This is a genomic window from Microbacterium sp. A94 (assembly GCF_051842855.1).
GTDB lineage: Bacteria > Actinomycetota > Actinomycetes > Actinomycetales > Microbacteriaceae > Microbacterium.
The window spans coordinates 415,587-437,358 of sequence record NZ_JBPXMU010000001.1; the positions used below are offsets into that span (position 1 = coordinate 415,587).

The 21,772-nt window shown below is 64.2% G+C and carries 19 protein-coding genes; 8 read left to right on the forward strand and 11 right to left on the reverse strand.

Going from position 1 to position 21,772, the window contains the following annotated elements; all coding sequences use genetic code 11:
* Position 1: 1 nt before the first annotated feature.
* Positions 2–2,446 (reverse strand): DNA gyrase/topoisomerase IV subunit A, encoded by a 2,445-nt coding sequence (locus ACSU1L_RS02135; RefSeq protein ID WP_439254538.1) that lies wholly within the window; start codon positions 2,444–2,446, stop codon positions 2–4.
* A 44-nt stretch (positions 2,447–2,490) separates the two neighbouring features.
* On the opposite strand from ACSU1L_RS02135, the gene ACSU1L_RS02140 reads away from it, so the two are divergent.
* The gene (locus ACSU1L_RS02140; RefSeq protein WP_439254539.1) at positions 2,491–3,624 is read left to right on the forward strand and encodes an alkaline phosphatase family protein; all 1,134 of its coding nucleotides are present in this window, start codon (positions 2,491–2,493) and stop codon (positions 3,622–3,624) included.
* A 6-nt stretch (positions 3,625–3,630) separates the two neighbouring features.
* Here the strand turns inward: ACSU1L_RS02140 and sepH are convergent, their stop codons facing one another.
* Positions 3,631–4,695 (reverse strand): septation protein SepH, encoded by a 1,065-nt coding sequence (gene sepH / locus ACSU1L_RS02145; RefSeq protein WP_438254443.1) that lies wholly within the window; start codon positions 4,693–4,695, stop codon positions 3,631–3,633.
* A 199-nt stretch (positions 4,696–4,894) separates the two neighbouring features.
* Here sepH and ACSU1L_RS02150 point away from each other — a divergent pair, with 199 nt between their 5' ends.
* Positions 4,895–5,188: a DUF4193 domain-containing protein gene (locus ACSU1L_RS02150; RefSeq protein ID WP_438254848.1), complete on the forward strand. Its 294-nt coding sequence runs from the start codon at positions 4,895–4,897 to the stop codon at positions 5,186–5,188.
* A gap of 117 nt (positions 5,189–5,305) precedes the next feature.
* On the opposite strand, the gene ACSU1L_RS02155 is transcribed toward ACSU1L_RS02150, so the two are convergent.
* Positions 5,306–5,773, reverse strand: a complete 468-nt coding sequence (locus tag ACSU1L_RS02155) for a DUF3093 domain-containing protein (RefSeq protein WP_438254444.1) — start codon at positions 5,771–5,773, stop codon at positions 5,306–5,308.
* 63 nt (positions 5,774–5,836) lie between these two features.
* On the opposite strand from ACSU1L_RS02155, the gene dut reads away from it, so the two are divergent.
* The 5 genes from dut to dxs all read left to right on the forward strand — a co-directional run bounded on the left by dut (position 5,837) and on the right by dxs (position 12,691).
* Positions 5,837–6,253 (forward strand): dUTP diphosphatase, encoded by a 417-nt coding sequence (gene dut / locus ACSU1L_RS02160; RefSeq protein ID WP_438254850.1) that lies wholly within the window; start codon positions 5,837–5,839, stop codon positions 6,251–6,253.
* 15 nt (positions 6,254–6,268) lie between these two features.
* Positions 6,269–6,859, forward strand: a complete 591-nt coding sequence (locus tag ACSU1L_RS02165; protein ID WP_438254445.1) for a DUF3710 domain-containing protein — start codon at positions 6,269–6,271, stop codon at positions 6,857–6,859.
* Positions 6,856–7,599 carry a DUF3159 domain-containing protein gene (locus tag ACSU1L_RS02170; RefSeq protein WP_439254541.1) on the forward strand — a complete coding sequence of 248 codons (744 nt, stop codon included), beginning with the start codon at positions 6,856–6,858 and terminating at the stop codon, positions 7,597–7,599. Before ACSU1L_RS02165 ends, ACSU1L_RS02170 begins: the two co-directional genes overlap by 4 nt.
* Before the next feature lie 150 nt (positions 7,600–7,749).
* Positions 7,750–10,581: an aconitate hydratase gene (locus tag ACSU1L_RS02175; protein WP_438254448.1), complete on the forward strand. Its 2,832-nt coding sequence runs from the start codon at positions 7,750–7,752 to the stop codon at positions 10,579–10,581.
* 169 nt (positions 10,582–10,750) lie between these two features.
* Positions 10,751–12,691, forward strand: coding sequence for a 1-deoxy-D-xylulose-5-phosphate synthase (gene dxs, locus ACSU1L_RS02180; protein WP_439254542.1), 1,941 nt, complete (start codon positions 10,751–10,753; stop codon positions 12,689–12,691).
* 3 nt (positions 12,692–12,694) lie between these two features.
* On the opposite strand, the gene ACSU1L_RS02185 is transcribed toward dxs, so the two are convergent.
* The 6 genes from ACSU1L_RS02185 to ACSU1L_RS02210 all read right to left on the reverse strand — a co-directional run bounded on the left by ACSU1L_RS02185 (position 12,695) and on the right by ACSU1L_RS02210 (position 19,164).
* Entirely contained in the window at positions 12,695–13,222 is a 528-nt protein-coding gene (locus ACSU1L_RS02185) for a hypothetical protein (RefSeq protein WP_438254451.1), read from the reverse strand.
* Complete coding sequence (locus ACSU1L_RS02190; protein WP_439254544.1) at positions 13,219–13,896, reverse strand: TetR/AcrR family transcriptional regulator; 678 nt, start codon at positions 13,894–13,896, stop codon at positions 13,219–13,221. Before ACSU1L_RS02190 ends, ACSU1L_RS02185 begins: the two co-directional genes overlap by 4 nt.
* 72 nt (positions 13,897–13,968) lie before the next feature.
* Positions 13,969–16,110, reverse strand: coding sequence for a 3-hydroxyacyl-CoA dehydrogenase NAD-binding domain-containing protein (locus tag ACSU1L_RS02195; protein ID WP_438254851.1), 2,142 nt, complete (start codon positions 16,108–16,110; stop codon positions 13,969–13,971).
* An 8-nt stretch (positions 16,111–16,118) separates the two neighbouring features.
* Positions 16,119–17,324: a thiolase family protein gene (locus ACSU1L_RS02200; protein ID WP_439254546.1), complete on the reverse strand. Its 1,206-nt coding sequence runs from the start codon at positions 17,322–17,324 to the stop codon at positions 16,119–16,121.
* A 72-nt stretch (positions 17,325–17,396) separates the two neighbouring features.
* The gene (locus ACSU1L_RS02205; protein WP_438254454.1) at positions 17,397–18,590 is read right to left on the reverse strand and encodes a ribonuclease D; all 1,194 of its coding nucleotides are present in this window, start codon (positions 18,588–18,590) and stop codon (positions 17,397–17,399) included.
* Positions 18,583–19,164 (reverse strand): DUF3000 domain-containing protein, encoded by a 582-nt coding sequence (locus tag ACSU1L_RS02210; RefSeq protein WP_438254455.1) that lies wholly within the window; start codon positions 19,162–19,164, stop codon positions 18,583–18,585. Before ACSU1L_RS02210 ends, ACSU1L_RS02205 begins: the two co-directional genes overlap by 8 nt.
* A 25-nt stretch (positions 19,165–19,189) precedes the next feature.
* Between ACSU1L_RS02210 and ACSU1L_RS02215 the strand changes: the two genes are divergently transcribed.
* Positions 19,190–20,344 carry an alpha/beta hydrolase family protein gene (locus ACSU1L_RS02215; RefSeq protein ID WP_438254456.1) on the forward strand — a complete coding sequence of 385 codons (1,155 nt, stop codon included), beginning with the start codon at positions 19,190–19,192 and terminating at the stop codon, positions 20,342–20,344.
* Here the strand turns inward: ACSU1L_RS02215 and ACSU1L_RS02220 are convergent.
* Together ACSU1L_RS02220 and ACSU1L_RS02225 are read right to left on the reverse strand one after the other, a co-directional pair.
* Positions 20,328–20,759 (reverse strand): SufE family protein, encoded by a 432-nt coding sequence (locus tag ACSU1L_RS02220; RefSeq protein WP_438254457.1) that lies wholly within the window; start codon positions 20,757–20,759, stop codon positions 20,328–20,330. The two genes, ACSU1L_RS02215 and ACSU1L_RS02220, sit on opposite strands and share 17 nt — an antisense overlap.
* Before the next feature lie 19 nt (positions 20,760–20,778).
* A complete protein-coding gene (locus ACSU1L_RS02225) occupies positions 20,779–21,675 on the reverse strand; it encodes a sulfurtransferase (protein WP_438254459.1) in 897 nt (298 codons plus the stop codon).
* Positions 21,676–21,772 lie beyond the last annotated feature (97 nt).

The following is a 21,772-nucleotide window of genomic DNA, read 5'->3' on the forward strand; positions in this document are numbered from 1 at the left end:
GTCAGATGATCGGGCGGCCGATCGAGCCGATTACACCGTCGATCGGCTGACCGGAGGCATCACGCTTCGACAGCGTCTCCGGCAGCTTGCGCACGGCGCCGTCGGTGCCGACCGCGTATGCGGGTGCCGCACCGACCCAGGCGACCGTCAGCCGATCCTCGCCCTTCAAGAACGAGTGCGCACGAACGCCTCCGGTCGCGCGGCCCTTCGCCGGGAACTCCGCGAAGGACGAGACCTTGGCGCGTCCCGGATCCGTGCCGGGGATCACACCCTCAGCCCCCGAGACGGTTGCGACGGTGATGTCATCCAGATCAGTGGTGACGCCGAAGAACAGGACGGAAGCACCGGCGGCGAGCTTGATGCCGGCCATACCGGATGCTGGTGCCCCCTGTGGCCGCACAGTGGATGCTGGGAAGTGCAGAAGTCGAGCATCCGTGGTCAAGAACACGACACTCGTGTCTTCTGGGGCAGACACCGCGCCGACAAGCGTGTCACCGGACTTGAGCCCGATGACTTCCAGTTCTTGCCGGACGGCCAGCGACGCGGGGACGATTCTCTTCACCGTTCCCTGCGCCGTGCCGAGCGCGACGGGAGTCTCGGTGGTGAGGTCGATGAGTGCAACGACCTTCTCTGAGCGTGATGTGATTCCGAGGTAGTCGCGGAGGGGAGTGCCAGCAGCCAGCTGGACAGAAGTCCCGGGGACAGACGGAAGATCCACGGGAGAGAAGCGCAGCAGACGTCCGGTGCTTGTGATCGCACCTGCCTCGCCACGAACCGTTCCCGACACCGTCGAGAGGATCGCATCGTGTTTACTGCGCCGTGCGGGACGGCTCAGCTCCTGGCCCTCAGCGAGATCCACCCGGACGGCACGTCCGGTGGTCGACAGGGCGATGATCGTGGGAGCATCCGCGATCTGCAGATCTGCTTCACCTGCCTTCGCGCGACGAGGCGCGGCGGGCTTCGCGTTCATGAGCAGGGTGCGGCGCGGAGTGCCGTAGGCCTCGGCTGCGGCATCCAATTCTTTCGCGACCTGAGCACGCAACAGCGCCGGGCTGCTCAGCAGTTCTTGAAGCTGGGCGATCTCCGCCTGCAGTGCATCGCGCTCGGCCTCGAGCTCGACACGGGAGAATTTCGTCAGCCGACGCAGGCGCAGCTCGAGAATGTACTCGGCCTGTGCCTCGGAGAGATCGAACACTGATCGAAGGCGTGCACGGGCCTGCTCAGAGTCATCGGACGAACGAATGACCTGGATGACCTCGTCGATGTCGAGAATCGCGATGAGCAGACCCTCAACCAGGTGCAGCCGCTCTTGTCGGCGTGCCAAACGGTATCGACTCCGACGAGTCACCACCTCGAGCCGGTGCCCGACGTAGACGCTGAGCATCTCCTTGAGGCCGAGCGTGCGGGGCTGGCCCTCGACGAGGGCGACATTGTTGATGTTGAAGGAGTCTTCCAACGGCGTCAGCCGGTAGAGCTGCTCAAGCACCGCGTTCGGATCGAAACCGGTCTTGATGCCGATCGCGACGCGCAGACCGTGTTGGCGGTCGGTGAGGTCGTTGACATCGCTGATGCCCTGCAGCTTCTTGGCCTGCACGGCATCGCGGATCTTCTCGATCAGTCGCTCCGGGCCCACCATATAGGGCAGTTCGGTGACGATGATTCCGGTGCGGCGCGGTCCGATCGGCTCGATCGACACCTTGCCGCGCACCTTGAACGCGCCGCGGCCGTTCGTGTACGCGTCCTTGATGCCATCGAGCCCCATGATGATGGCTCCGCAGGGGAAATCAGGGCCGGGCACGAATTCCATGAGCTCGTCGAGAGTGGCATCCGGATGTTCGAGAAGATGGGCCGCTGCCGCCACGACCTCGTTGAGGTTGTGTGGGGCCATGTTCGTCGCCATGCCGACTGCGATGCCACTGGCACCGTTGACGAGCAGATTGGGGAACGCGGCGGGAAGCACAGCTGGCTGCTGGAACTGGCCATCGTAGTTGGGCACGAAATCGACGACATCTTCGTCGAGATTCTCGGTCAGCGCGAGAGAAGAGGGGGCGAGACGCGCCTCGGTGTAACGGGATGCTGCGGGGCCATCATCGAGTGAACCGAAGTTTCCGTGTCCGTCGACCAACGGCACGCGCAGCGCGAAGTCCTGCGACAGGCGCACGAGAGCGTCATAGATCGCTGAATCGCCGTGCGGGTGCAACTTTCCCATGACCTCGCCGACGACGCGGGCACTCTTCACATGGCCGCGGTCGGGTCGGAGCCCCATCTCTGCCATCTGGTAGAGGATGCGCCGTTGCACGGGCTTGAGCCCATCGCGAGCGTCCGGAAGCGCGCGGGAGTAGATGACCGAGTAGGCGTACTCGAGAAAAGATCCCTGCATCTCATCGGACAGATTGATGTCCTGGATGCGCTCCTCGACGGGCTCGGCAGATTCGGTGCGGGGCATGAACTTCCTGGGGACGATGCTGGGCCTGTGAAAGACTGGCTCGGATGCCTCCCATTCTACCGACCACGCCCCCCACAGCTCGGATTCTGAGCGGGGTGGCGGGCGACCTGCTCGCGTCGCTGCGCGGCGCGGAGGGCGCGTTGCCGGCAGCGCGCTCCGTTGTGGTCGTCGTCATTGACGGACTCGGCGCGATCCAGCTGCGCGCACACGCCGGGCATGCCCGGCACCTGACCGCAGGGCTTGGCAAGAAAGACGTGGCGTATTCCGTATTTCCCACCACGACGGCTGCGGCCTTGACCAGTCTGCTGACCGGTGTCGACCCCGGAGTGCACGGTCTGGTCGGATACCAGGTGCTGGACCGCTCCCGCGACGTGCTGGTCAATCAGCTCTCCGGCTGGGAAAGCGACGGAATCGATCCGCTGCATTGGCAGCCAACGCCGACGGTCTTCGAGCAGGCTGCAGCGAGCGGCCACCCCAGTTATGCCGTCGGCGTTGGAGCCTACGCGAACAGTGGATTCACAAGAGCAACACTGCGTGGAGCCACGTTCGTCGCGGCGAAAACCCCCGCCGAGCGCGTGGCCGTCGCGTATCAGCTCGCCGCCGACACGCCGGGAACGCTCGTCTACTGCTATCTGCCGGAGGTCGACAAAGCGGGCCACCGCTATGGCGTCGACTCGGCCCAGTGGATTGCGGCGCTGGAAGAGATCGATGCGGCACTCGCCCTGGCCGCGCCTCGTCACGTAGGGGTGCTGATCACGGCAGATCACGGGATGATTGATGTACCCGCACACCGGCAGATCGTGCTGGATGACGGTGATCCGCGGTTCGAGGGCATTCGTCATATCGGCGGCGAGCCGCGCATGTTGCACGTGTACCTGGAAGCGGATGCTGATCCCGCCGCTGTCGTGGACTGCTGGAGGCAACTCTGCGAAGGCACTGCTGACGTGTTCAGCCGCGCTGAGGCAAAGGCCGCGGGGTTGTTCGGTCCGACGGTCGGCGAGGCGGCATCAGCACGGATCGGGGACATCCTGGTGATCGCCCGCGGAAACCGCGCCTTCTACGACGGAACGGCCGCGGATCAGCGTGCACGCACAATGATCGGACAGCATGGCGCGCTGACGCCGGAGGAACGCCTGGTTCCCTACGTCAAGCGCGGTGCTTTCGCCGCCGCTCGCTGATCTGGATCAGTCGTCGGTGCGGGCGCCGAAGACGATCTCGTCCCAGGACGGCATCGCATTGCGACGCTTTCGCCGAGCGGGGGTGTCTGCGGAGCGTTCCTGAGGAGCAGGTGCCGGTGCGGGTTCCGGTTCTGGATCAGGATCGGCGGCAGCCTCAGGTGCGAGAGCATCGAAGAGTGCGATTGGTTCGGAACTCTTCGAAGGTGCGATCACCTCGCCGTCGTCATCGATCAGAGGCGCGCTCTCGCGCTGGCCGCGCCGGCGACGAAGCGCCTCGAGCAGGTCAGCGGTTTCAGCGCTGGTCGTGGACTGATCGGGTGCCCGTTTGATCGCGGCTTGCTGCGCCGCGCTGTTCGACCGCTCAGGCGCCACGGGCTCGTCGGGCTCGGCATCGGGCTTCGGCAGAAGACGTGGCCCGAATGCGCCGGAGTCGAAGCGGCTGTCGTCCTTGTACGGCGACTCGACACGCTCGCTCTCGACCGCGCGGAGGCGGGGGATCAGCCCGTCGGGAAGCGAACCCTGTCGAGAGAGCTGCGTGGCATCAGAGTTCAGCGGCGAGAGAGAACTGCGTCGCGGGTCGAAGCTCCAGCGAGCGTCGTGGCTCACCTCGTTCGCGAGGAACTCCAGCTTGACGATCCATCCGGACTCGTCTTTCCAGCTTGCCCAGCGCTCATCGGATGCTTCCAACTCAGCGAGCTTGCCGCGGATGGCGACTCCGAAAGTGGGCTGCGCATCTGGTTCGACCTCGCTGCCAATGAGTACGGGGACGGCGAGGGCCTGCCCGATGATGTGCTCGCGTTCCGCGAGAACCGGTCCTTCGAAGCGGGAGACATCGTCGAGTCCGATGCCGAGAAGCTCTGCCACCTCCGTCGCGGACAGACCGGAACGGATGTGGGTCTGGATCTCGCGCGGGCTTACGGTGACCCGTGAGGTCTCCTCGGCGCCCCGCCGACGGGCGCGACGGATCTCGCGCTGCAGTACATCGTCGATGGCGAGGGCGAATCGTTCGCCCGAACCGGTGGCGAGGATCAGCAGGTCGTCTTCGGTACCGACGATCGTGACGTTTTCCATGCGAATGCCCCTCTGAATGGGTGTTCTCCAATGGTGTCATGCGTGTGGCGCGGGAGGCGGGAATACCCTGGGCGCGCCGTCAGTTTGATGTGTTGTGCGCGGGCGCATTTGCAAATTGCTTCCGGGTCGTGCAAACTATGCCCGCCGCTTACCCGATGGCACACCGCCCACTAGCACCATGAAAGTGGAGATCTACCGCATGGCAACCGACTACGACGCCCCCCGAAAGAGCGAAGACGACTCCGAGTCGATCGAAGCCTTGAAGGAGCGTGTGCCGGACAAACTGTCCGGGACCACCGGTGACGAAGACTCTGACAATCCGTCGAGTTTCGACCTCCCCGGTGCCGACCTTTCTGACCTCGAACTCGACGTCGTTGTGCTACCCGCGCAGCAGGACGAGTTCACCTGCATGAGCTGCTTCCTCGTGAAGCACCGCTCGCAGCTTGACCATGAGGGTGCAGAGGGTCTGATCTGCAAGGAGTGCGCTGCCTGATAGCAGTCGCTCCACGTTCACGCGCCCCGGCCGCATGGCTTGGGGCGCGTTGTCGTATCCGGAGGCGTCTTCGTGCCGGCGCCTTCGTGCTGCCGTCGGTGTATCCGCCGGGACTGCTCAGTCGTCGGATGCCGCCGTCTGAGCTCCGCGGATAGCCGCAGCCAGGCGATCGGGAGTGCGCGTCGAGATCGTCCAGCTCGGCGCCGGATCGTTCGGGTCGGTGTTCTCCACGACCACGACGGAATCGATCCCGCTGCGGATCAGGTGCCAACCCCGTGCCGGGAGCGCCGTGCCACGCGCAGCTCGCGCTTCATCGCCGGTGAGCTCGACGACGGAGCCCAGCCAGCGTGCGTCGATGTGTGCGCGACCGGCGCGCAGGACGGTGCCATCGACGCGGATGACCGGCGACCCGAGAATGAGTGCTGCGATCAGCACTACCGCGGCAGCGATCCCGATGATAAGAGCGATCAGCGAGCCCAACGGCGTGAGCGTGAATGTCACCATGGGAGCGGCAACAGCGGCCGTGACGACGAGCCACAGGCTCGGCGAAAGACGCTCGCGGTAGCGAGCACGTGTGTCAGTCATGGGGTTCTGCATTAGCCTCAGGGGGTGAGCGATTCCATTGATCTTCCCATTATCGCGTCTGTCATGCCGCATTACGCCCATCCCGGCGATGCCGGTGCCGATCTGGTGGCAGCTGAGGCCGTCCATCTCGCTCCCGGAGAGCGTGCGCTCGTTCCCACCGGTGTGAGCATCGCGCTGCCCGAGGGGCACGCCGCTTTCGTCGTCCCCCGCAGCGGTCTTGCCGCTAAACACGGCATCACGATCGTGAACTCGCCTGGAACGGTTGATTCGGGTTATCGCGGCGAGATCAAAGTGAGTCTGCTGAACACCGACAGCTCCAGCGCGTACGATGTGGCGGTCGGCGACCGGATCGCGCAATTGATCATCATGCCGGTGACCCGCGCGAAATTCATTCCGGTTGCGGAACTCCCCGACAGTGCACGCGGTGCCGCCGGATTCGGCTCGACAGGCTACACCGCGACTACACAGGCAGTCGAATAGGCAGGAACGACAGAGATGACTGAAGAGATCACCCAGCCGACGTCCAAGTCGGCTCCCGCGAACCGAGCCAGCGATGGTCCGTTCGATGAGAGCGAGGCGAACCCGATTCGCCCCTACATCGATCTGGGCGGCATCAAGATCCTGCCGCGCGAAGGGCTCAACCTCCGACTCGAGGTGGAAGAGCAGTCCAAGCGCATCGTCGCGGTGGGGCTCGACTACGAAGGCTCGTCTCTGCAGGTGCAGCCGTTCGCCGCCCCGCGCACGCTGGGGCTCTGGCACGAGACACGCATGCAGCTCGTCGATCAGGTGCGTCAGCAGGGCGGTCGTGTCGAAGAGCGCGAGGGCCCGCTTGGCCAAGAGTTGCTCGCCGAGGTCCCGGGGCCCGCGGCTGAAGGCTCAGCCCTGCGTCTGGCGCGCTTCATCGGTGTCGACGGACCGCGCTGGTTCTTGCGCGGCGTCATCAGCGGTGCGGCAGCTTCCGATCCGGAAGCCTCCGAGAAGGTCGAGGATCTCTTCCGCTCGATCGTCGTCGTGCGCGGCGGAACTCCGATGCCTCCGCGGGATCTCATCCCGCTGAAGATGCCGGCCACTCCTGGGTCGGCGTGAGCGAACAAGAGCGCAACGACGACCACGAGCCTGCTGAGCAGAGTGCCTCAGACATACTCGGGGCTGCACTAGGTGGTGTTGCGCGTCGGGCCGGAATAGACCCGGCCGAAGGGGCGAGCACGCAGAAAGTCGTGTGGTCCGCGATGGGTGGATGGCGCGGCATCCTGGAATCGGTTCTTCCGAGCCTTGCCTTCGTGGTGCTGTTCACGGTGAAGCCGGACCCGCTTCTGCTCTCGCTGGGAGTTTCGGTCGGTCTTGCGGCCGTATTCACGATCGTTCGACTGTTGCAGAAGTCGCCGCCGTCAGCCGCGATCGGTGGGCTGGTCGCGGCAGGTGCGGCCGCCGCGCTCGCACTTTTCACCGGACGCGGCGAAAACAATTTCGTCCTCGGTTTCTTCACGAACGCCGCCTATGGCTCGGCGCTTCTCATCTCGGCGCTGGTCGGCTGGTCGCTGATCGGACTCGCGGCTGGATTCCTCCTGGGGGAGGGCACCGCGTGGCGGCAGAGCAAACGGATGCGTCGTGCGTATTTCTGGCTCGCCATCGCCTGGGCAGGACTCTTCGCCGCTCGCCTCGCTGTGCAGCTTCCGCTGTACTTCGCCGGCGACGTCACGGCCCTGGGGACGTTCAAGATCGTGATGGGTTTGCCGCTGTTCGCACCGATGATCGCGGTGACCTGGTTGGTTGTCCGGGCACTGCATCCGAGCGCGTCGCGCAGTGACGCGTCCGCCGGTGCATGATAGATTTATCTTGACGTCAAGATAAATTTAAGACTTTCGCTGGGTGCCAATCCAGAGGACACTGTTAGGTGTGCCTTGCTGGCAGCCAGCTCCCCAGGCGAGCAAGATTGAATCGCCTGTCGCTCCCACAGATGAGAAGGAGACGGATTCGTGTCCACGGTTAACAGCTTCGGTGCTAAAAGCACCCTGACGGTCGGCAGTACCGACTATGAGATCTTCCGCGTTGACACGGTTCCGGGCTTTGACAAGCTCCCGTTCAGCCTGAAGGTACTCCTCGAGAACCTGCTTCGCACCGAGGACGGCGCGAATGTCACGAAGGCTCAGATCGAGGCTCTGGGATCGTGGGATGCCGCGGCCGAGCCCAACACCGAGATCCAGTTCTCGCCGGCCCGCGTGGTCATGCAGGACTTCACCGGCGTGCCCTGCATCGTCGATCTTGCGACCATGCGCGAGGCCGTCACCGCACTCGGTGGCGACCCGAACAAGATCAACCCCTTGTCGCCTGCTGAAATGGTGATCGACCACTCGGTGATCGCCGACCTGTTCGGCTCCGAGAATGCTCTTGAGCGCAACGTCGAGATCGAATACGAGCGCAACGGTGAGCGTTACCAGTTCCTGCGTTGGGGTCAGACCGCGTTCAACGACTTCAAGGTCGTCCCCCCGGGAACCGGAATCGTGCACCAGGTGAACATCGAGCACCTCGCCAAGGTCATCTATGACCGCACCAACGGCGGCGTGCTCCAGGCTTACCCCGACACCTGTGTCGGAACCGACTCGCACACCACCATGGTCAACGGCCTGGGTGTGCTCGGTTGGGGCGTCGGTGGCATTGAGGCCGAGGCCGCGATGCTCGGCCAGCCCGTGTCGATGCTGATCCCTCGTGTCGTGGGCTTCAAGCTCACCGGTGAGATTCCCGCCGGCGTCACCGCGACCGACGTGGTGCTGACGATCACTGACATGCTGCGCAAGCACGGCGTGGTCGGCAAGTTCGTCGAGTTCTACGGTGCCGGTGTGGCTTCCGTGCCGCTCGCCAACCGCGCCACCATTGGAAACATGAGCCCGGAGTTCGGTTCGACCGCGGCGATGTTCCCGATCGATGCTGTCACCACCGACTACCTGCGTCTCACCGGTCGCGACGAGCAGGCGATCGCTCTCGTCGAGGCCTATGCCAAGGAGCAGGGCCTGTGGCACGACGCCTCGAAGGAGCCCTCCTTCAGCGAGTACATGGAGCTCGACCTCAGCACCGTAGTGCCGTCGATCGCAGGTCCCAAGCGTCCGCAAGACCGGATCCTGCTGTCAGAGGCGAAGTCGCAGTTCGAGAAGGACATCGTCGACTACGCGCAGCCGAGCACATCGGACTCGCTGGTCGACCTGGAATCGAAGCACTCCTTCCCGGCCTCCGACCCGGGCCCCGTGCCCGGTGAGGAAGACCACGACACGCGTCCGGTGCACATCTCCAGCGGCGTCAACGGCTCGTCCAAGCCTGTTCCGGTGACCACGCCTGATGGCGAGAGCTACATTCTCGACCACGGTGCTGTCACCCTGGCCGCGATCACCTCGTGCACCAACACCTCGAACCCGTCGGTCATGATGGCCGCAGGACTTCTCGCCCGTAAGGCGCGCGAGAAGGGTCTGAAGCAGAAGCCGTGGGTCAAGACCACGCTCGGCCCGGGGTCGAAGGTCGTCACCGACTACTACGAGAAGTCCGGCCTCGATAAGGATCTGGAAGGCCTCGGGTTCTACACGGTCGGCTACGGCTGCACCATCTGCATCGGTAACTCTGGTCCGCTCATCGAAGAGGTTTCGGCCGCGATCAACGATCACGACCTCGCCGTCACCGCAGTGCTCTCCGGTAACCGCAACTTCGAGGGTCGTATCAGCCCCGATGTGAAGATGAACTACCTGGCTTCGCCGCCGCTGGTAGTCGCCTACGCACTGGCGGGATCGATGCACTTCGACTTCGAGAACGACGCACTCGGCACAGACACCGAGGGCAACGACGTCTTCCTCAAGGACATCTGGCCGACCCCGGCAGAGATCCAGGAAGTCATCGACTCATCGATCTCGCGTGAGCAGTTCATCAAGCAGTACGCCACGGTCTTCGACGGTGACGAGCGCTGGACGAGCCTGCCCACCCCGACCGGCCCCATCTTCGAGTGGGACGACAAGTCGACCTACGTGCGTCGTCCTCCATACTTCGAGGGCATGACGATGGAGCTGACCCCCGTGTCAGACATTACCGGTGCGCGTGTCATGGCAACCCTGGGTGACTCGGTCACGACTGACCACATCAGCCCGGCCGGAAACATCAAGATCGGCACCCCGGCTGCGAAGTACCTCGAGGAGCACGGAGTCCGGCAGAAGGACTTCAACTCCTTCGGTTCACGCCGTGGCAACCACGAAGTGATGATCCGCGGCACGTTCGCGAACATCCGCCTGAAGAACCAGCTGGTTCGTGCCGTCAACGACGGCAACGAGATCGAGGGTGGCTTCACTCGCGACTTCACCCAGGCTGACGCACCGCAGTCGTTCATCTACGACGCCAGCCAGAACTACCAGGACGCCGGCACCCCGCTGGTGATCTTCGGTGGCAAGGAATACGGTTCGGGATCGTCGCGCGACTGGGCTGCGAAGGGCACCAGTCTGCTGGGTGTCAAGGCCGTCATCACCGAGAGCTTCGAGCGCATTCACCGCTCGAACCTGATCGGCATGGGCGTCGTCCCGCTGCAGTTCCCCGCTGGCGAGAGCTGGGAGTCGCTGGGTCTCGACGGCACCGAGATCGTCTCGATCACGGGCCTGGAAGAGCTCAACAACGGCACCACGCCGAAGACGGTGCGGGTCACGGCTACGCCGAGCGAGCACTCGCCTGAGGGTAAGCAGCCGGTGGAATTCGACGCGGTCGTTCGCATCGACACCCCCGGTGAGGCGGACTACTACCGCAACGGTGGAATTCTGCAGTACGTGCTGCGTTCGCTGGTCTGATCAGCGTTTGTCGAAGGGGCTCGGATCGTATGATCCGGGCCCCTTTCGCGTACTCGGCAGGAACGTGGGGGTGCCTGTTCACCGAAGATTCTCTGCCGAGCGCGGTAAGATTCCCGTTGGAGTGTTCGCTCGCTCAGGAGCGTCGCGCGGAGTCGATGAGGAGGTGCAGATGCCCATTCTTCCGAGCATCTCAGGACCCCGGGATCTAGATGGATTGTCTCTCGATCAGCTCGATGATCTGGCCGCAGAGATTCGCACATTCCTGGTCGACAACGTTTCGCGCACCGGCGGCCATCTCGGGCCGAACCTCGGCGTGGTGGAACTGACGATCGCGCTGCATCGGGTCTTTTCTTCACCGGATGACCCCTTCGTCTTCGATACCGGGCATCAGTCCTACGTGCACAAGATTCTCACCGGCCGCCAAGACTTCTCGAATCTGCGTGTTCGCGGCGGCTTGGCCGGTTACCCGCAGCGCAGCGAGAGCGCGCATGATGTGGTCGAGTCCTCTCACGCTTCCAGTTCACTCAGCTGGGCGGATGGCATCTCACGGGCGCTGACAGCCACAGGTCGTGCAGATCGCCATGTGGTGGCGATCGTCGGCGACGGCGCACTCACCGGCGGTATGACCTGGGAAGCGCTCAACAACATCTCCGACGATAACGACCGCAACCTCGTCATCGTCGTCAACGACAACGGCCGATCCTATGCGCCGACCATCGGCGGTATGTCCCGATATCTCAACCGCGTGCGCACGGCGGCCACCTACCGCAATCTGCACCGCAAATCAGATCGATTGTTCCGCGCCTTCGGCCCTGTTGGACGTGCGCTCTTCCGCGGCGTTCGCGGTGGCACGCATGGCTTTCTTTCACGGTTCACCAACAACGCGGCCCTGTATTCGAACCTCGACATTAAGTACCTCGGACCCGTCGACGGGCACGACCTTCCCGCGCTGATCGAGACCATGGAGCAGGCGAAGTCTTACGGCGCGCCGGTGATCGTGCACGTCATCACGGAGAAGGGCCGGGGCTATCAGCCGGCGCGTGACGACGAAGCAGATCAGTTCCACGCCGTTGGGCGCATCGATCCGGCGACGGGGGAGACACTCTCCTCGAGTGGTCAGGGCTGGACGGATGTCTTCTCCGATGCCCTCGTCAAAGTCGGTGAACGCGATCCGCAAGTGATCGCGATGACCGCCGCGATGTTGCGTCCGACCGGCCTTGCCGCATTCGCCGAGCGCTTTCCCGACCGTGTGTATGACGTGGGGATCGCTGAGCAGCACGCGGTGACAGCGGCAGCGGGCCTCGCCTATGGCGGCCTGCATCCGGTAGTCGCTATGTACGCGACCTTCATGGGGCGCGCGTTCGATCAGGTGCTCATGGATGTCGGCCTGCACCGGGCCGGAGTGACCTTCGTGCTCGATCGCGCCGGAATCACGGGACCGGACGGCCCGAGCCATCACGGCATGTGGGACCTCGCAATGCTGCAGATCGTGCCACACATCCGGATTGCTGCCCCCAGAGACGCTGTGCGGCTGCGTGAAGCGTTGGAAGAGGCTGTCGCCGTCAATGATGCCCCGACGGTCATTCGATTCCCCAAGGGGGCTGTGGTGCCCGAATTGCCTGCGTTGGAGCGGCTCGCCGACGGCGTCGATGTGCTCAGCCGTGGTGAGGGCGAGGACGTGCTGCTTGTCGGCATCGGGCCATTCGCTGCGCTAGCCATGGATGTTTCCGCGCGGCTGCGAGCGCAGGGGATCGGTGCGACGGTGATCGATCCGCGCTGGGCTATCCCCGTGCAGCCCTCGGTGATCGAACTCGCAGCCCAGCACCGGCTGGTGATCACCCTGGAGGACGGCATCCGTGTCGGCGGCATCGGCACCAGGGTCCGCCAGGTTCTGCGTGAAGCGGGTATTGACACCGCTGTTGACGAGCTGGGGCTGCCTGATGAGTTCCTCGACCACGCGTCACGCGAGGAGATCCTCGCAGACGCCGGTCTCACGGCTTCGAAGATCGCTCAGGATATCGTCGCGCAAGTCTTGGGAACGCGTATCCCCATGGCGCGAAACGCCGGCGAGACCGGCGCGATCGATCTTCCGCTGCACGAACGGCGCTGAGTCCTAGACAGCTGCGTCGTGGCGTGCAGCGGGCGCGCGGTGACGGGGGACGCGCTTGTGACGCCTTGCTGTCCAGGCCCAGCCTGACACAACACTGAGGGCGCACATTGTGGCCACCATCGCGGGGAACCACGTCGAGAAGACGTAGGCGAAGCTACCGCGGGTAATGAGCACACCTGCGCTGAGGACGACAAAGCCCAGCAGCACACCGAAGGCCGTGTACACGGCGACGTGCACGATGATTCGTGGGCTTCGTGCCAGACGTCGCGCGATCAGTCGCAGGATGGGCGCCGCGATGAGCGTGACGACGGCTGATACCGCGCCACCGACCGGGACCCCGAACATCAAGTACAGCGTGATCATCGCCAGAGGCGGGCCCCACGGGAGGCCGGAGTTCAGCACCGCCGTCACGATGAGCATCGAGACGAGCAGAAGCATGAACGAGATCCATGCGGCGAACGCGCCCTGACGAAACTCCCCGTCCGTGAACGCCATCGGCTCTTCAACGGTCCGTGGGGAGACTTCGGTCATGTTCGCACCTCGCCGATCAGGGTCAGCAGCTCGCTCGTCGCCTTGCGGATTCCTGGGACTCTGGCGAACGGAAGCGCGAGCGCCAGAGTCCGCAGCCCGCTATCGAGCAGACGCCTCGTGCTGCGCTGCCCAGGGGTGCTGTCGTACGTCCACCGCAGTACGAGCGCAAGATAGGCAACGAACAGGGCCTCCGGCATCCGCCCTGCGATCTCTTCCGGCAGTCGATGCTGCGCGCCGGAGACGGCCGACCGAAACAGATTCAGCGTCATCTCGCGCGCGGGCCCGGACTCATCGGCAAGCGGGTTGAGCGGAGAGTCCGGAGGGATCATCGCAGTCAGGAATCCCGGCGCGACGTGCTGGTAGGGGAGCACTGCGCGAAGGCCCGTCTCGAACACGATCCGCAGGCGGTCGACGAGCCCAGGAACCCCTTCGAGCTGAGGAAGCGCGAGAGCGGCATGTTCTCGCTGGACGCGGACGTAGAGCTCCTGCACCAGATGGGTTTTGGACGGGAAGTAGTAGTACGCGTTGCCGACAGAGACGCCTGCTGCCTCAGCAATCGCGCGCATCGTCGTGTCGGCGTAGCCGTTCTTGATGAACGAAGTGATTGCAGCATCCCGGATCTTCACCCGGGTGCGTTCGCTCTTTTTGACGGGGCCCTCGTCTTTTTCGAACATGTTCAAAACATAGCAGGAAAGAAGGGGCGCATCCGAAGATGCGCCCCCTCTTTCCTGCTGACGAGTACTAGCTCAGCTCCCGATCCCGCGGATCGGCGGGTTATGGAAGGTGCCGCCGAACACCCGCTCCGATGCGCCCTCTCGGTCCAGGTACGGCGAAGCACCGCCATCGATGAAGGGCCAACCGGCGCCCAGGATCAGGCAGAGGTCGATGTCCTCGACCTCGGGCACGACGCCCTCATCGAGCATGAGTTTGATCTCCTGCGCGAGGCCGTCCTGCACGCGGGTGAGGATCGTCTCGGCCGATGCCGGGGCCGAACCCACAGCGCCCTTGAGTGCCTTCTCCGCCGCCTTGGTCCAGCCGGTGACACGCCCGCCCTTGTCCTTCTCCACGACCTTGTCAAGCTCTGCCAGAGCGTGGAAGTTGTCGTTGGCGTAGAACCGATCGGGGAAGTGCCGGACCATCGTGTCCTGCACGTGGGCTGCGACCTTCCAACCGACGAGGTCGATGAGTTGGAATGGGCCCATGGGAAGACCGAGCGGTCCGAAGGCCTTCTCGACGTCGGCGATCGGTGTTCCCTCGTAGACTGCCCGTGCCGCCTCGCCCATGACCTTCGCCAGGAGCCGGTTCACGACGAAGCCCGGAGCATCGGCGGTGAGCACGGCGCTCTTGCCGAGTCCCTTCGCCACGACGAAGGCTGTCGCCAGCGTCTGCTCATCGGTGCCCGGCGTCTTCACGATCTCGATGAGCGGCATGACCGCGACCGGGTTGAAGAAGTGGAATCCAACCAACCGCTCCGGGTGGGCGAGTTTGGCTCCGATCTCCTCGACCGACAGCGACGAAGTGTTCGTCGCCAGGATCGCGTCATCGGCGATGATCTTCTCGATGTCGCCAAACACCTGCTGCTTCACGCCGACCTCTTCGAACACCGCCTCGATGACGAAGTCGCAGTCCGCATACTCGCTCTTGTCGACTGTGCCATGAATCAGACCGCGCAGTTTGTTCGCACTGTCGGAGTCGAGCCGGCCCTTGGCCTCAAGTTTGCCGATTTCCTCATTGATGTATGCCAGGCCCTTGTCGACACGTGCCTGGTCGATGTCGGTGATCAGCACCGGCACCTGCAGCCTGCGAACGAAAAGCAGCGCGAACTGGCTGGCCATGAGACCAGCGCCGATGATGCCGACCTTCGTAACCTTCTTGGCGAGAGCCTTGTCCGGCGCTCCAACCGGACGTTTCGCACGCTTCTGCACGAGATCGAACGCATACATGGATGCCGCGAACTGGTCGCCGGAGACGAGATCGGCAAGCGCCTCATCTTCGCGCGCGAAGCCTTCGGCTTTGGTACCGCTCTTCGCCTTGTCGAGCAGGTCGAGCGCGACATAGGGCGAGCGCGGCATCGTGCCGATCTTCGATTCCAGCATCCCGCGTGCCATCTTGATGGCAATTGGCCACTTCGTCAGGCGCTCGAGCTTGCCCGGCTCATTCTTGCGCTCCACCTTCTTGCCGCTGAGTACCTCATCCGCCCAGGCGAGCGAGTTCTCGAGGTAGTTAGCGGCCGGGAAGATGGCATCCATAATCCCGAGGTCGAATGCCTGCTGCGGCTTGAGCATCCGGTTTTGCTTGAGCGGATTCGAGATCACGACCTCAAGGGCGTTCTCGATGCCGATGAGGTTCGGAAGCAGGTAGGCACCGCCCCAACCGGGAATGATGCCGAGGAATACCTCTGGCAGCGCGACCGCTGCGGCCGAAGCATCCACCGTGCGGTACGTCGAGTTCAGCGCGATCTCGAGCCCACCACCCAGCGCGAGCCCGTTGACGAAGGCGAACGAGGGAACACCGAGTTCGCTGAGCGAGCCGATGACCTTGTGGCCGAGCTGCGCGATCAAGCGCGCGTCATCGGTGGATGTGACCTTCGAGATATCCGAGAGATCTGCACCGGCAGCGAGGATGTACTGCTTGCCGGTGATGCCGACAGCATGGATCTCGCCAGCCGCTGCGCGCGCTTTGAGCCCGGCGAGTGTTTCACCCAGTTCGGTGAGGGTTGCCGGTCCGAGCGTATTCGGCCTGGTGTGATCGCGGCCGTTGTCGAGGGTGATCAACGCCATCACCTTGCCGGAGGCGAGGCGAATGTCGCTGACCGGCGAATGCGTGATGACCTCGTCGCCGGCGAGGGCGAGAATGGGAGAGAAATCGATCTTGTCGTAGTCGGTCATGTTCGTACTCACTTTCGCTTCTTGCCGTCGTAGTACGGGTTCTCCCAGATGACGCTGCCGCCCTGGCCCAGGCCGACGCACATGGCGGTGAGGCCGTAACGCACGTCCGGACGTTCGGCGAACTGCGCGGCGAGTTGGATCATCAGTCGCACACCGGATGCTGCGAGGGGGTGACCGAGCGCGATAGCCCCGCCCCACTGGTTCACACGGGGGTCGTCATCCGCGATGCCGAAGTGGTCGAGCAGCGAGATGACCTGGATGGCAAATGCTTCGTTCAGTTCGAACAGACCGATGTCGGCGATCGTGAGTCCGGCCTTCTTCAACGCCTTCTCCGTCGAGGGGATCGGGCCGATGCCCATGATCTCCGGCTGCACGCCGGCGAATGCGAACGACACCATCTTCATCTTCGGCTTCAGACCGAATTCCTTCACTGCGCCGCCACCGGCCAGTAGCGACATCGTCGCTCCATCAGTTAGCGGCGAAGAGGTGCCGGCGGTCACTCGACCATGCGGCCGGAAAGGAGTCTTGAGAGCCGCGAGATCATCCATCGTGGTCTGCGGGCGACGGCCCTCGTCCTCGCTGGCCAACCCCCAAGCGCCGTCGGCGCCCTTGATAGCAACCGGTACGAGATCCGGCTGGATCTTCCCGGCGTCATATGCGGCCTGCACCTTGTGCTGGCTCAGCATCCCGAACCGGTCAGAGCGCTCCTTGGTCAGGTGCGGGAAGCGATCGAAGATGCGCTCCGCGGTCACGCCCATGTTCAGCGCACCCGGGTCGACCATCTTCTCCGCGACGAAACGCGGGTTCGGGTCGGCGTTGGCGCCGATGGGGTGGTGCCCCATGTGCTCGACGCCGCCGGCGATCGCGAAGTCGTACATGCCGATGCCGATCGAGCCGGCCATGGTCGTGACACTGGTCATGGCGCCGGCGCACATGCGCTCAACGGCAAGGCCAGGCACGGTGTTGGGCAGACCCGCAAGAATTGCCACGGAGCGACCGAGCGTGAGCCCCTGGTCGCCGGTCTGTGATGTCGCGGCGATGGCCACATCGTCGATGCGCTCTGCCGGAACGTCGGCGTTGCGCTCCATGAGCCCGATCGTCGCCTTCACGGCGAGGTCGTCTGCGCGGGTGTTCCAGTACATGCCTTTTTCGCCAGCGCGCCCGAACGGGGTGCGCATGCCATCGACGAAGAAGACGTCCGAGATCTCGGCCACTCTGCCTCCAAGGTTGGGTTTCATCTCAGCCTAGGAGCCAGCATGGGCCCGCGGGAATCGGTTGGGTTGAACCTACGACTCAGGGGCGACGGCCGGTTCTGGCAATTGCGTAGCTTCTACAAAGGCATCCGCAATCTTCTGTGCAGTCTGATCAATCTGCCAGGGCCGGGCACCGAGCTTCGCCAGCGAATCAGCGACGGCTTCTGCGGTCGGCTCTGGCGGTGTCCAGGCTAGACGCCGCAGCGTGTCGGGCTTGAGAAGATTCTCGGTGGGCATCGCGAGTTCCTCGGCGAGTGCCTCTACAGCGGGCCGCGCGTGCTTCAGCCGGCTATCGGCTTCGGGGTTGCGATCAACCCACGCCCGTGCCGGCGGAAGCGCATCGGTACTCACTCGCAACCGCGGAAGCAGTTCGGTCTCACGCCCGCGCACGATCGCCTGCCACCACCGGTCCAGCTGTGAGCGGCTGGCCCGTCCGGTGAAGTTCTGCACACTCGCGAGCGCCTGTTTGCTCTGCGGGTTCGCCAGGACAGCCGCGACCAAGGAACGATCCGGTACGAGGCGGCCCGGGGCGGTGTCCTGTTGTTGGGCGTACTCCTCGCGGGACTCCCACAGGGAGCGGGCGATGGCAAGGCCGCGTGCACCCTTGACCTGGTGCAAGCCGCTCAGACGGCGCCATGGGTCCTCTCGTGGCGGACGAGGCGGCTGCGCGAGGGTTGCCGCGAACTCTTGGCGGGCGAACTCGGTCTTCTGCTGCTCGTCGAGTTCGGCTGCGATCGCGTCGCGGACATCGACCAGATGAAGAACATCGAGAGCTGCGTAGTCGAGCCAGCTGTCCGGCAGCGGTCTCGTCGACCAGTCTGCGGCGGAATGCTCCTTCTTCAGCGTGATTCCGAGGGTGTCCTCGACAACGGCGGCGAGGCCGACATGATCGTGTCCGAGCAGGCGAGCAGCCAACTCGGTGTCGAAGATGGTCGCCGGTTCCAAGGCGAGCTCGCGCAGCGAGGGGAGATCTTGGCTGGCGGCGTGGAAGACCCATTCGATGTCGCCGATCGCCTGCTGCAGTGCGCTGAAGTCACCGACTGCTGGCGGGTCGAACAGGAACACGCCGGCATCGCGCCGAAACACCTGAACGAGATAGGCGCGTTGCGAATAGCGGAATCCGGAGGCTCGCTCGACGTCGACGGCAACGGGGCCGGTGCCGTCGGAGAGCAGCGCGCATGCCGCCTCGAATTCGATCGGATCGTCGATGACGGAGTACTCAGTCACGACCTGCCTTTCGTGCGCCGAACACGGCGATGTTCTCAGAACCGGGAGGAAGCCCGGCGAGCATGCCGACCAGTTCGGCCCATGCCTCTACGTGCGGCCGGAATGGTTCCTCCGGCGTCCAAGACGAGCGTAGTTCGATCTGCGCTCCGTCGCCTTCCGCAGCCAGACCGCCGAACCCCTTCGACAGGGTCTTCGTCGACGTTCCGGACGCGGAATGGTAATCAGCGCTGTGCGATTCCAGGGCATCGACCAGCCACGACCACGTGACATCGGCCAGCAGCGGGTCAGTGCCGATCTCGGGTTCGAGCGGAGCCTGTGCGAACGTGATCACACGCCAGGCACCATCCCAGGCATTCGGCTCGTCGGGGTCGTACAACAGGATGAAGCGTCCGGTGCCGTAGAGCGAGTCGCCGGTGTCATCGGGGCGCACGTCTGCAGCGAGCGCGATTGAGTATGGCGCAAGCCCCTGCGGGGAAGGAATCTCCCGCACCACGATGTCATCGCGGAACACCGTGTCGCGCAGCTCAGCTGCGGCACGTTCGAATTGCGCTCCGTCATCGGGATGTGCGGTCACGGCAACAGGCTAGAGTCAGGAAGCGATGAAGAGTCTCAGGCACGCCGTTGCACTGGTGGTACCCGCGATTGTCGCCCTCGGTGCTGCAGTGCTGTTTTTCGTGTTCGCGATCGCTCGAAAGGTCGTGACGCCGGCTGCTCGCGCCGCAGATGTCGAGATCCTCGCCGTTGATACCGGCGCGCAGACGATCGAACTGAGCCGCACCGCAGACACGGAGCTCCCGGGCCGGTACGGTCTGTTCACGACCGGGACCACCGGATATGTGAAGCTCGGCGCCGTGCTCAGCTCTGACACGAAACGCGTGCGCAGAAAACTGCTGACGCAGGTCGATACCGGCGCACGCATCGATCGTGCTGCCGCGTTCAGCGGCTGGTATTACTCGACGCCAGGAGAGTTGCATCTGCCGTGGGAGTCGGTGCTCATCGGGACACCCGCGGGGCCCTGCCCGGCCTGGCTGTTCCCCGCCCAATCGGACACCTGGGTCGTCCAGATTCACGGGCGCGGTGTGACGCGGGCGGAGTGCCTGCGCGCGGTGCCGGTGTTTCACTCGATGGGATTGCCGAATCTTGTCGTCTCGTATCGAAATGACGGTGAGGCGCCGCGCAGTCGCGGTGGCGCTTATTCGCTCGGAGCATCCGAATGGCGTGATGTGGATGCGGCGATCGGTTATGCGCTGCGTCACGGCGCCCAGCGGATCATCCTGGTGGGATGGTCGATGGGCGGCGCGATCGCATTGCAGACACTCATGTCATCTGCGCACCGTGAGCAGATTGTCGGTGTTGTGCTGGAGTCACCAGTTGTCGACTGGCGCACGGTGCTGCGATTTCAAGCACGCGAGTCTGGCTATCGCGATCCGCTGCCGACGTTGGCGATGAACGCCCTGTCTTCGCCGGTGACCGCGCGCCTCAGCGGTGCGGACGAGCCGATCGCCTTCGATCGGCTCGATATGGTCGCTCGAGCGGATGAACTGAATGTGCCGATTCTGGTGCTGCACAGCGAGGACGACGGTTTCGTCCCGATCGATGCATCACGCGCTCTGGCTGAAGCCCGCCCGGACATCGTCACAATGCCGCCGTTCGCCGTCGCACGACACACCAAGCTGTGGAATTACGATCAGATCAGCTGGACGACTGCGATCACCGAGTGGATGAGCGCGAACCACTTCACCGCTTCTCAGTGACCTGCCGCTTCACGCGCATCAGCATCCCGGTCATTCCGCCGATGCGCAGGGGGGACACCGCCCTGGTCAGACCGATCGTCTGCGGGTAGTCGTTGGGGATCGCAAGGACTGCGTCGGCGGTCAGTCCGGTGATGCCCTGAGCCAGGATGCTGGCGAATCCGCGAGTCGTCGGCGCCTCGGGCGGCGCGGTCGCATGCATCGTCACGATGTCGTCGACGATCTCGACGTTGATGAACACAGGGGACTGGCACTCGGCGACGCGCTCGTACATCTCCGGATGCTCCCGCAGAGCTGCGGGGACATCGGGAAGCTCGTTCGCGAACTCGAGCAGCAGCTCGAGGCGCTCGGACTCTGCGAGCTCGAGGAATTCGCCGCGAATCTCGGCGAGAGTGTCAGGGGCCGGAGTGTCAGTCATCCCTGTGATTCTGCCACGTTCAGAGGGACCCGGGCTCGCTTCCGGTCACGATCGGCACGCGCACGGCGCTGCCCCATTCTGTCCACGAGCCGTCGTAGTTGCGCACGTTTGTGAAGCCAAGCAGGTGGTTCAACACGAACCAGCTGTGGCTGGAGCGCTCTCCGATGCGGCAGTACGCGATCACATCATCGCCGACCTGGAGGCCTGCGCCATCGAGATAGATGGCGTCGAGCTCGGCACGTGTCTTGAACCCGCCGTCCTCGGCGACAGCGCGAGCCCAGGGCACGCTCTGCGCCGTCGGGATGTGGCCGGCGCGAAGTGCGCCCTCCTCGGGGTATGCGGGCATGGTCGTGCGCTCACCGCTGTACTCCTCGGGCGAGCGTACGTCGATGAGGGGGCCGTTGCCGATGAACGCGACGACCTCATCCTTGTAAGCGCGCAGCGCCGAGTCGTCGCGTTCGATGACCGGGTAGTCGGTCGTGGGACGCGCTGTCTTGTCCGTGGTGAGTTCGCGGCCCTCGGCGATCCACTTGTCGCGTCCCCCATCGAGTAGTCGTACATCTTCGTGCCCGAACAGCGAGAAGACCCAGAGCGCGTACGCCGCCCACCAGTTGTTCTTGTCGCCGTAGATCACGATCGTGTCATCGCGTGAGATCCCCTTGCGGCTGAGCAGCTGCGCAAAGCCTTCACCGTCGACGTAGTCACGCACGACAGGGTCGTTCAACTCGGTGTGCCAGTCAACTTTCACGGCGCCCGGGATATGACCGGTCTCATACAGCAGCACGTCTTCGTCGGACTCCACGACGACGAGGCCGGGGGTACCCAGATTCGCAGCCAGCCACTCGGTGCTGACGAGTCGGCCAGGTTCGGAGTACTCGGCGAACTTCGCGGATGAAGAATCGAACTCGATGGTCACAGGGCGCTCCTCGATGGATATGCAGGGCAGGGTTCACGTGATGACGGCGTAGTGTTGAGCCGTCCCCTTCGACGATAGATCGCTTTAGTCTGCTCTG

Excerpts from the sequence above, each read along its gene's own strand:
- dut (WP_438254850.1), top strand. The coding sequence starts at position 5,837 with ATGCCGCATTACGCCCATCCCGGCGATGCCGGTGCCGATCTGGTGGCA.
- ACSU1L_RS02195 (WP_438254851.1), bottom strand. The coding sequence starts at position 16,110 with ATGACCGACTACGACAAGATCGATTTCTCTCCCATTCTCGCCCTCGCC.
- ACSU1L_RS02150 (WP_438254848.1), top strand. The coding sequence starts at position 4,895 with ATGGCAACCGACTACGACGCCCCCCGAAAGAGCGAAGACGACTCCGAG.
- ACSU1L_RS02190 (WP_439254544.1), bottom strand. The coding sequence starts at position 13,896 with ATGTTCGAAAAAGACGAGGGCCCCGTCAAAAAGAGCGAACGCACCCGG.
- ACSU1L_RS02220 (WP_438254457.1), bottom strand. The coding sequence starts at position 20,759 with ATGACTGACACTCCGGCCCCTGACACTCTCGCCGAGATTCGCGGCGAA.
- ACSU1L_RS02185 (WP_438254451.1), bottom strand. The coding sequence starts at position 13,222 with ATGACCGAAGTCTCCCCACGGACCGTTGAAGAGCCGATGGCGTTCACG.
- ACSU1L_RS02215 (WP_438254456.1), top strand. The coding sequence starts at position 19,190 with ATGAAGAGTCTCAGGCACGCCGTTGCACTGGTGGTACCCGCGATTGTC.
- ACSU1L_RS02135 (WP_439254538.1), bottom strand. The coding sequence starts at position 2,446 with ATGCCCCGCACCGAATCTGCCGAGCCCGTCGAGGAGCGCATCCAGGAC.
- ACSU1L_RS02155 (WP_438254444.1), bottom strand. The coding sequence starts at position 5,773 with ATGACTGACACACGTGCTCGCTACCGCGAGCGTCTTTCGCCGAGCCTG.
- dxs (WP_439254542.1), top strand. The coding sequence starts at position 10,751 with ATGCCCATTCTTCCGAGCATCTCAGGACCCCGGGATCTAGATGGATTG.
- ACSU1L_RS02165 (WP_438254445.1), top strand. The coding sequence starts at position 6,269 with ATGACTGAAGAGATCACCCAGCCGACGTCCAAGTCGGCTCCCGCGAAC.
- ACSU1L_RS02140 (WP_439254539.1), top strand. The coding sequence starts at position 2,491 with ATGCCTCCCATTCTACCGACCACGCCCCCCACAGCTCGGATTCTGAGC.
- sepH (WP_438254443.1), bottom strand. The coding sequence starts at position 4,695 with ATGGAAAACGTCACGATCGTCGGTACCGAAGACGACCTGCTGATCCTC.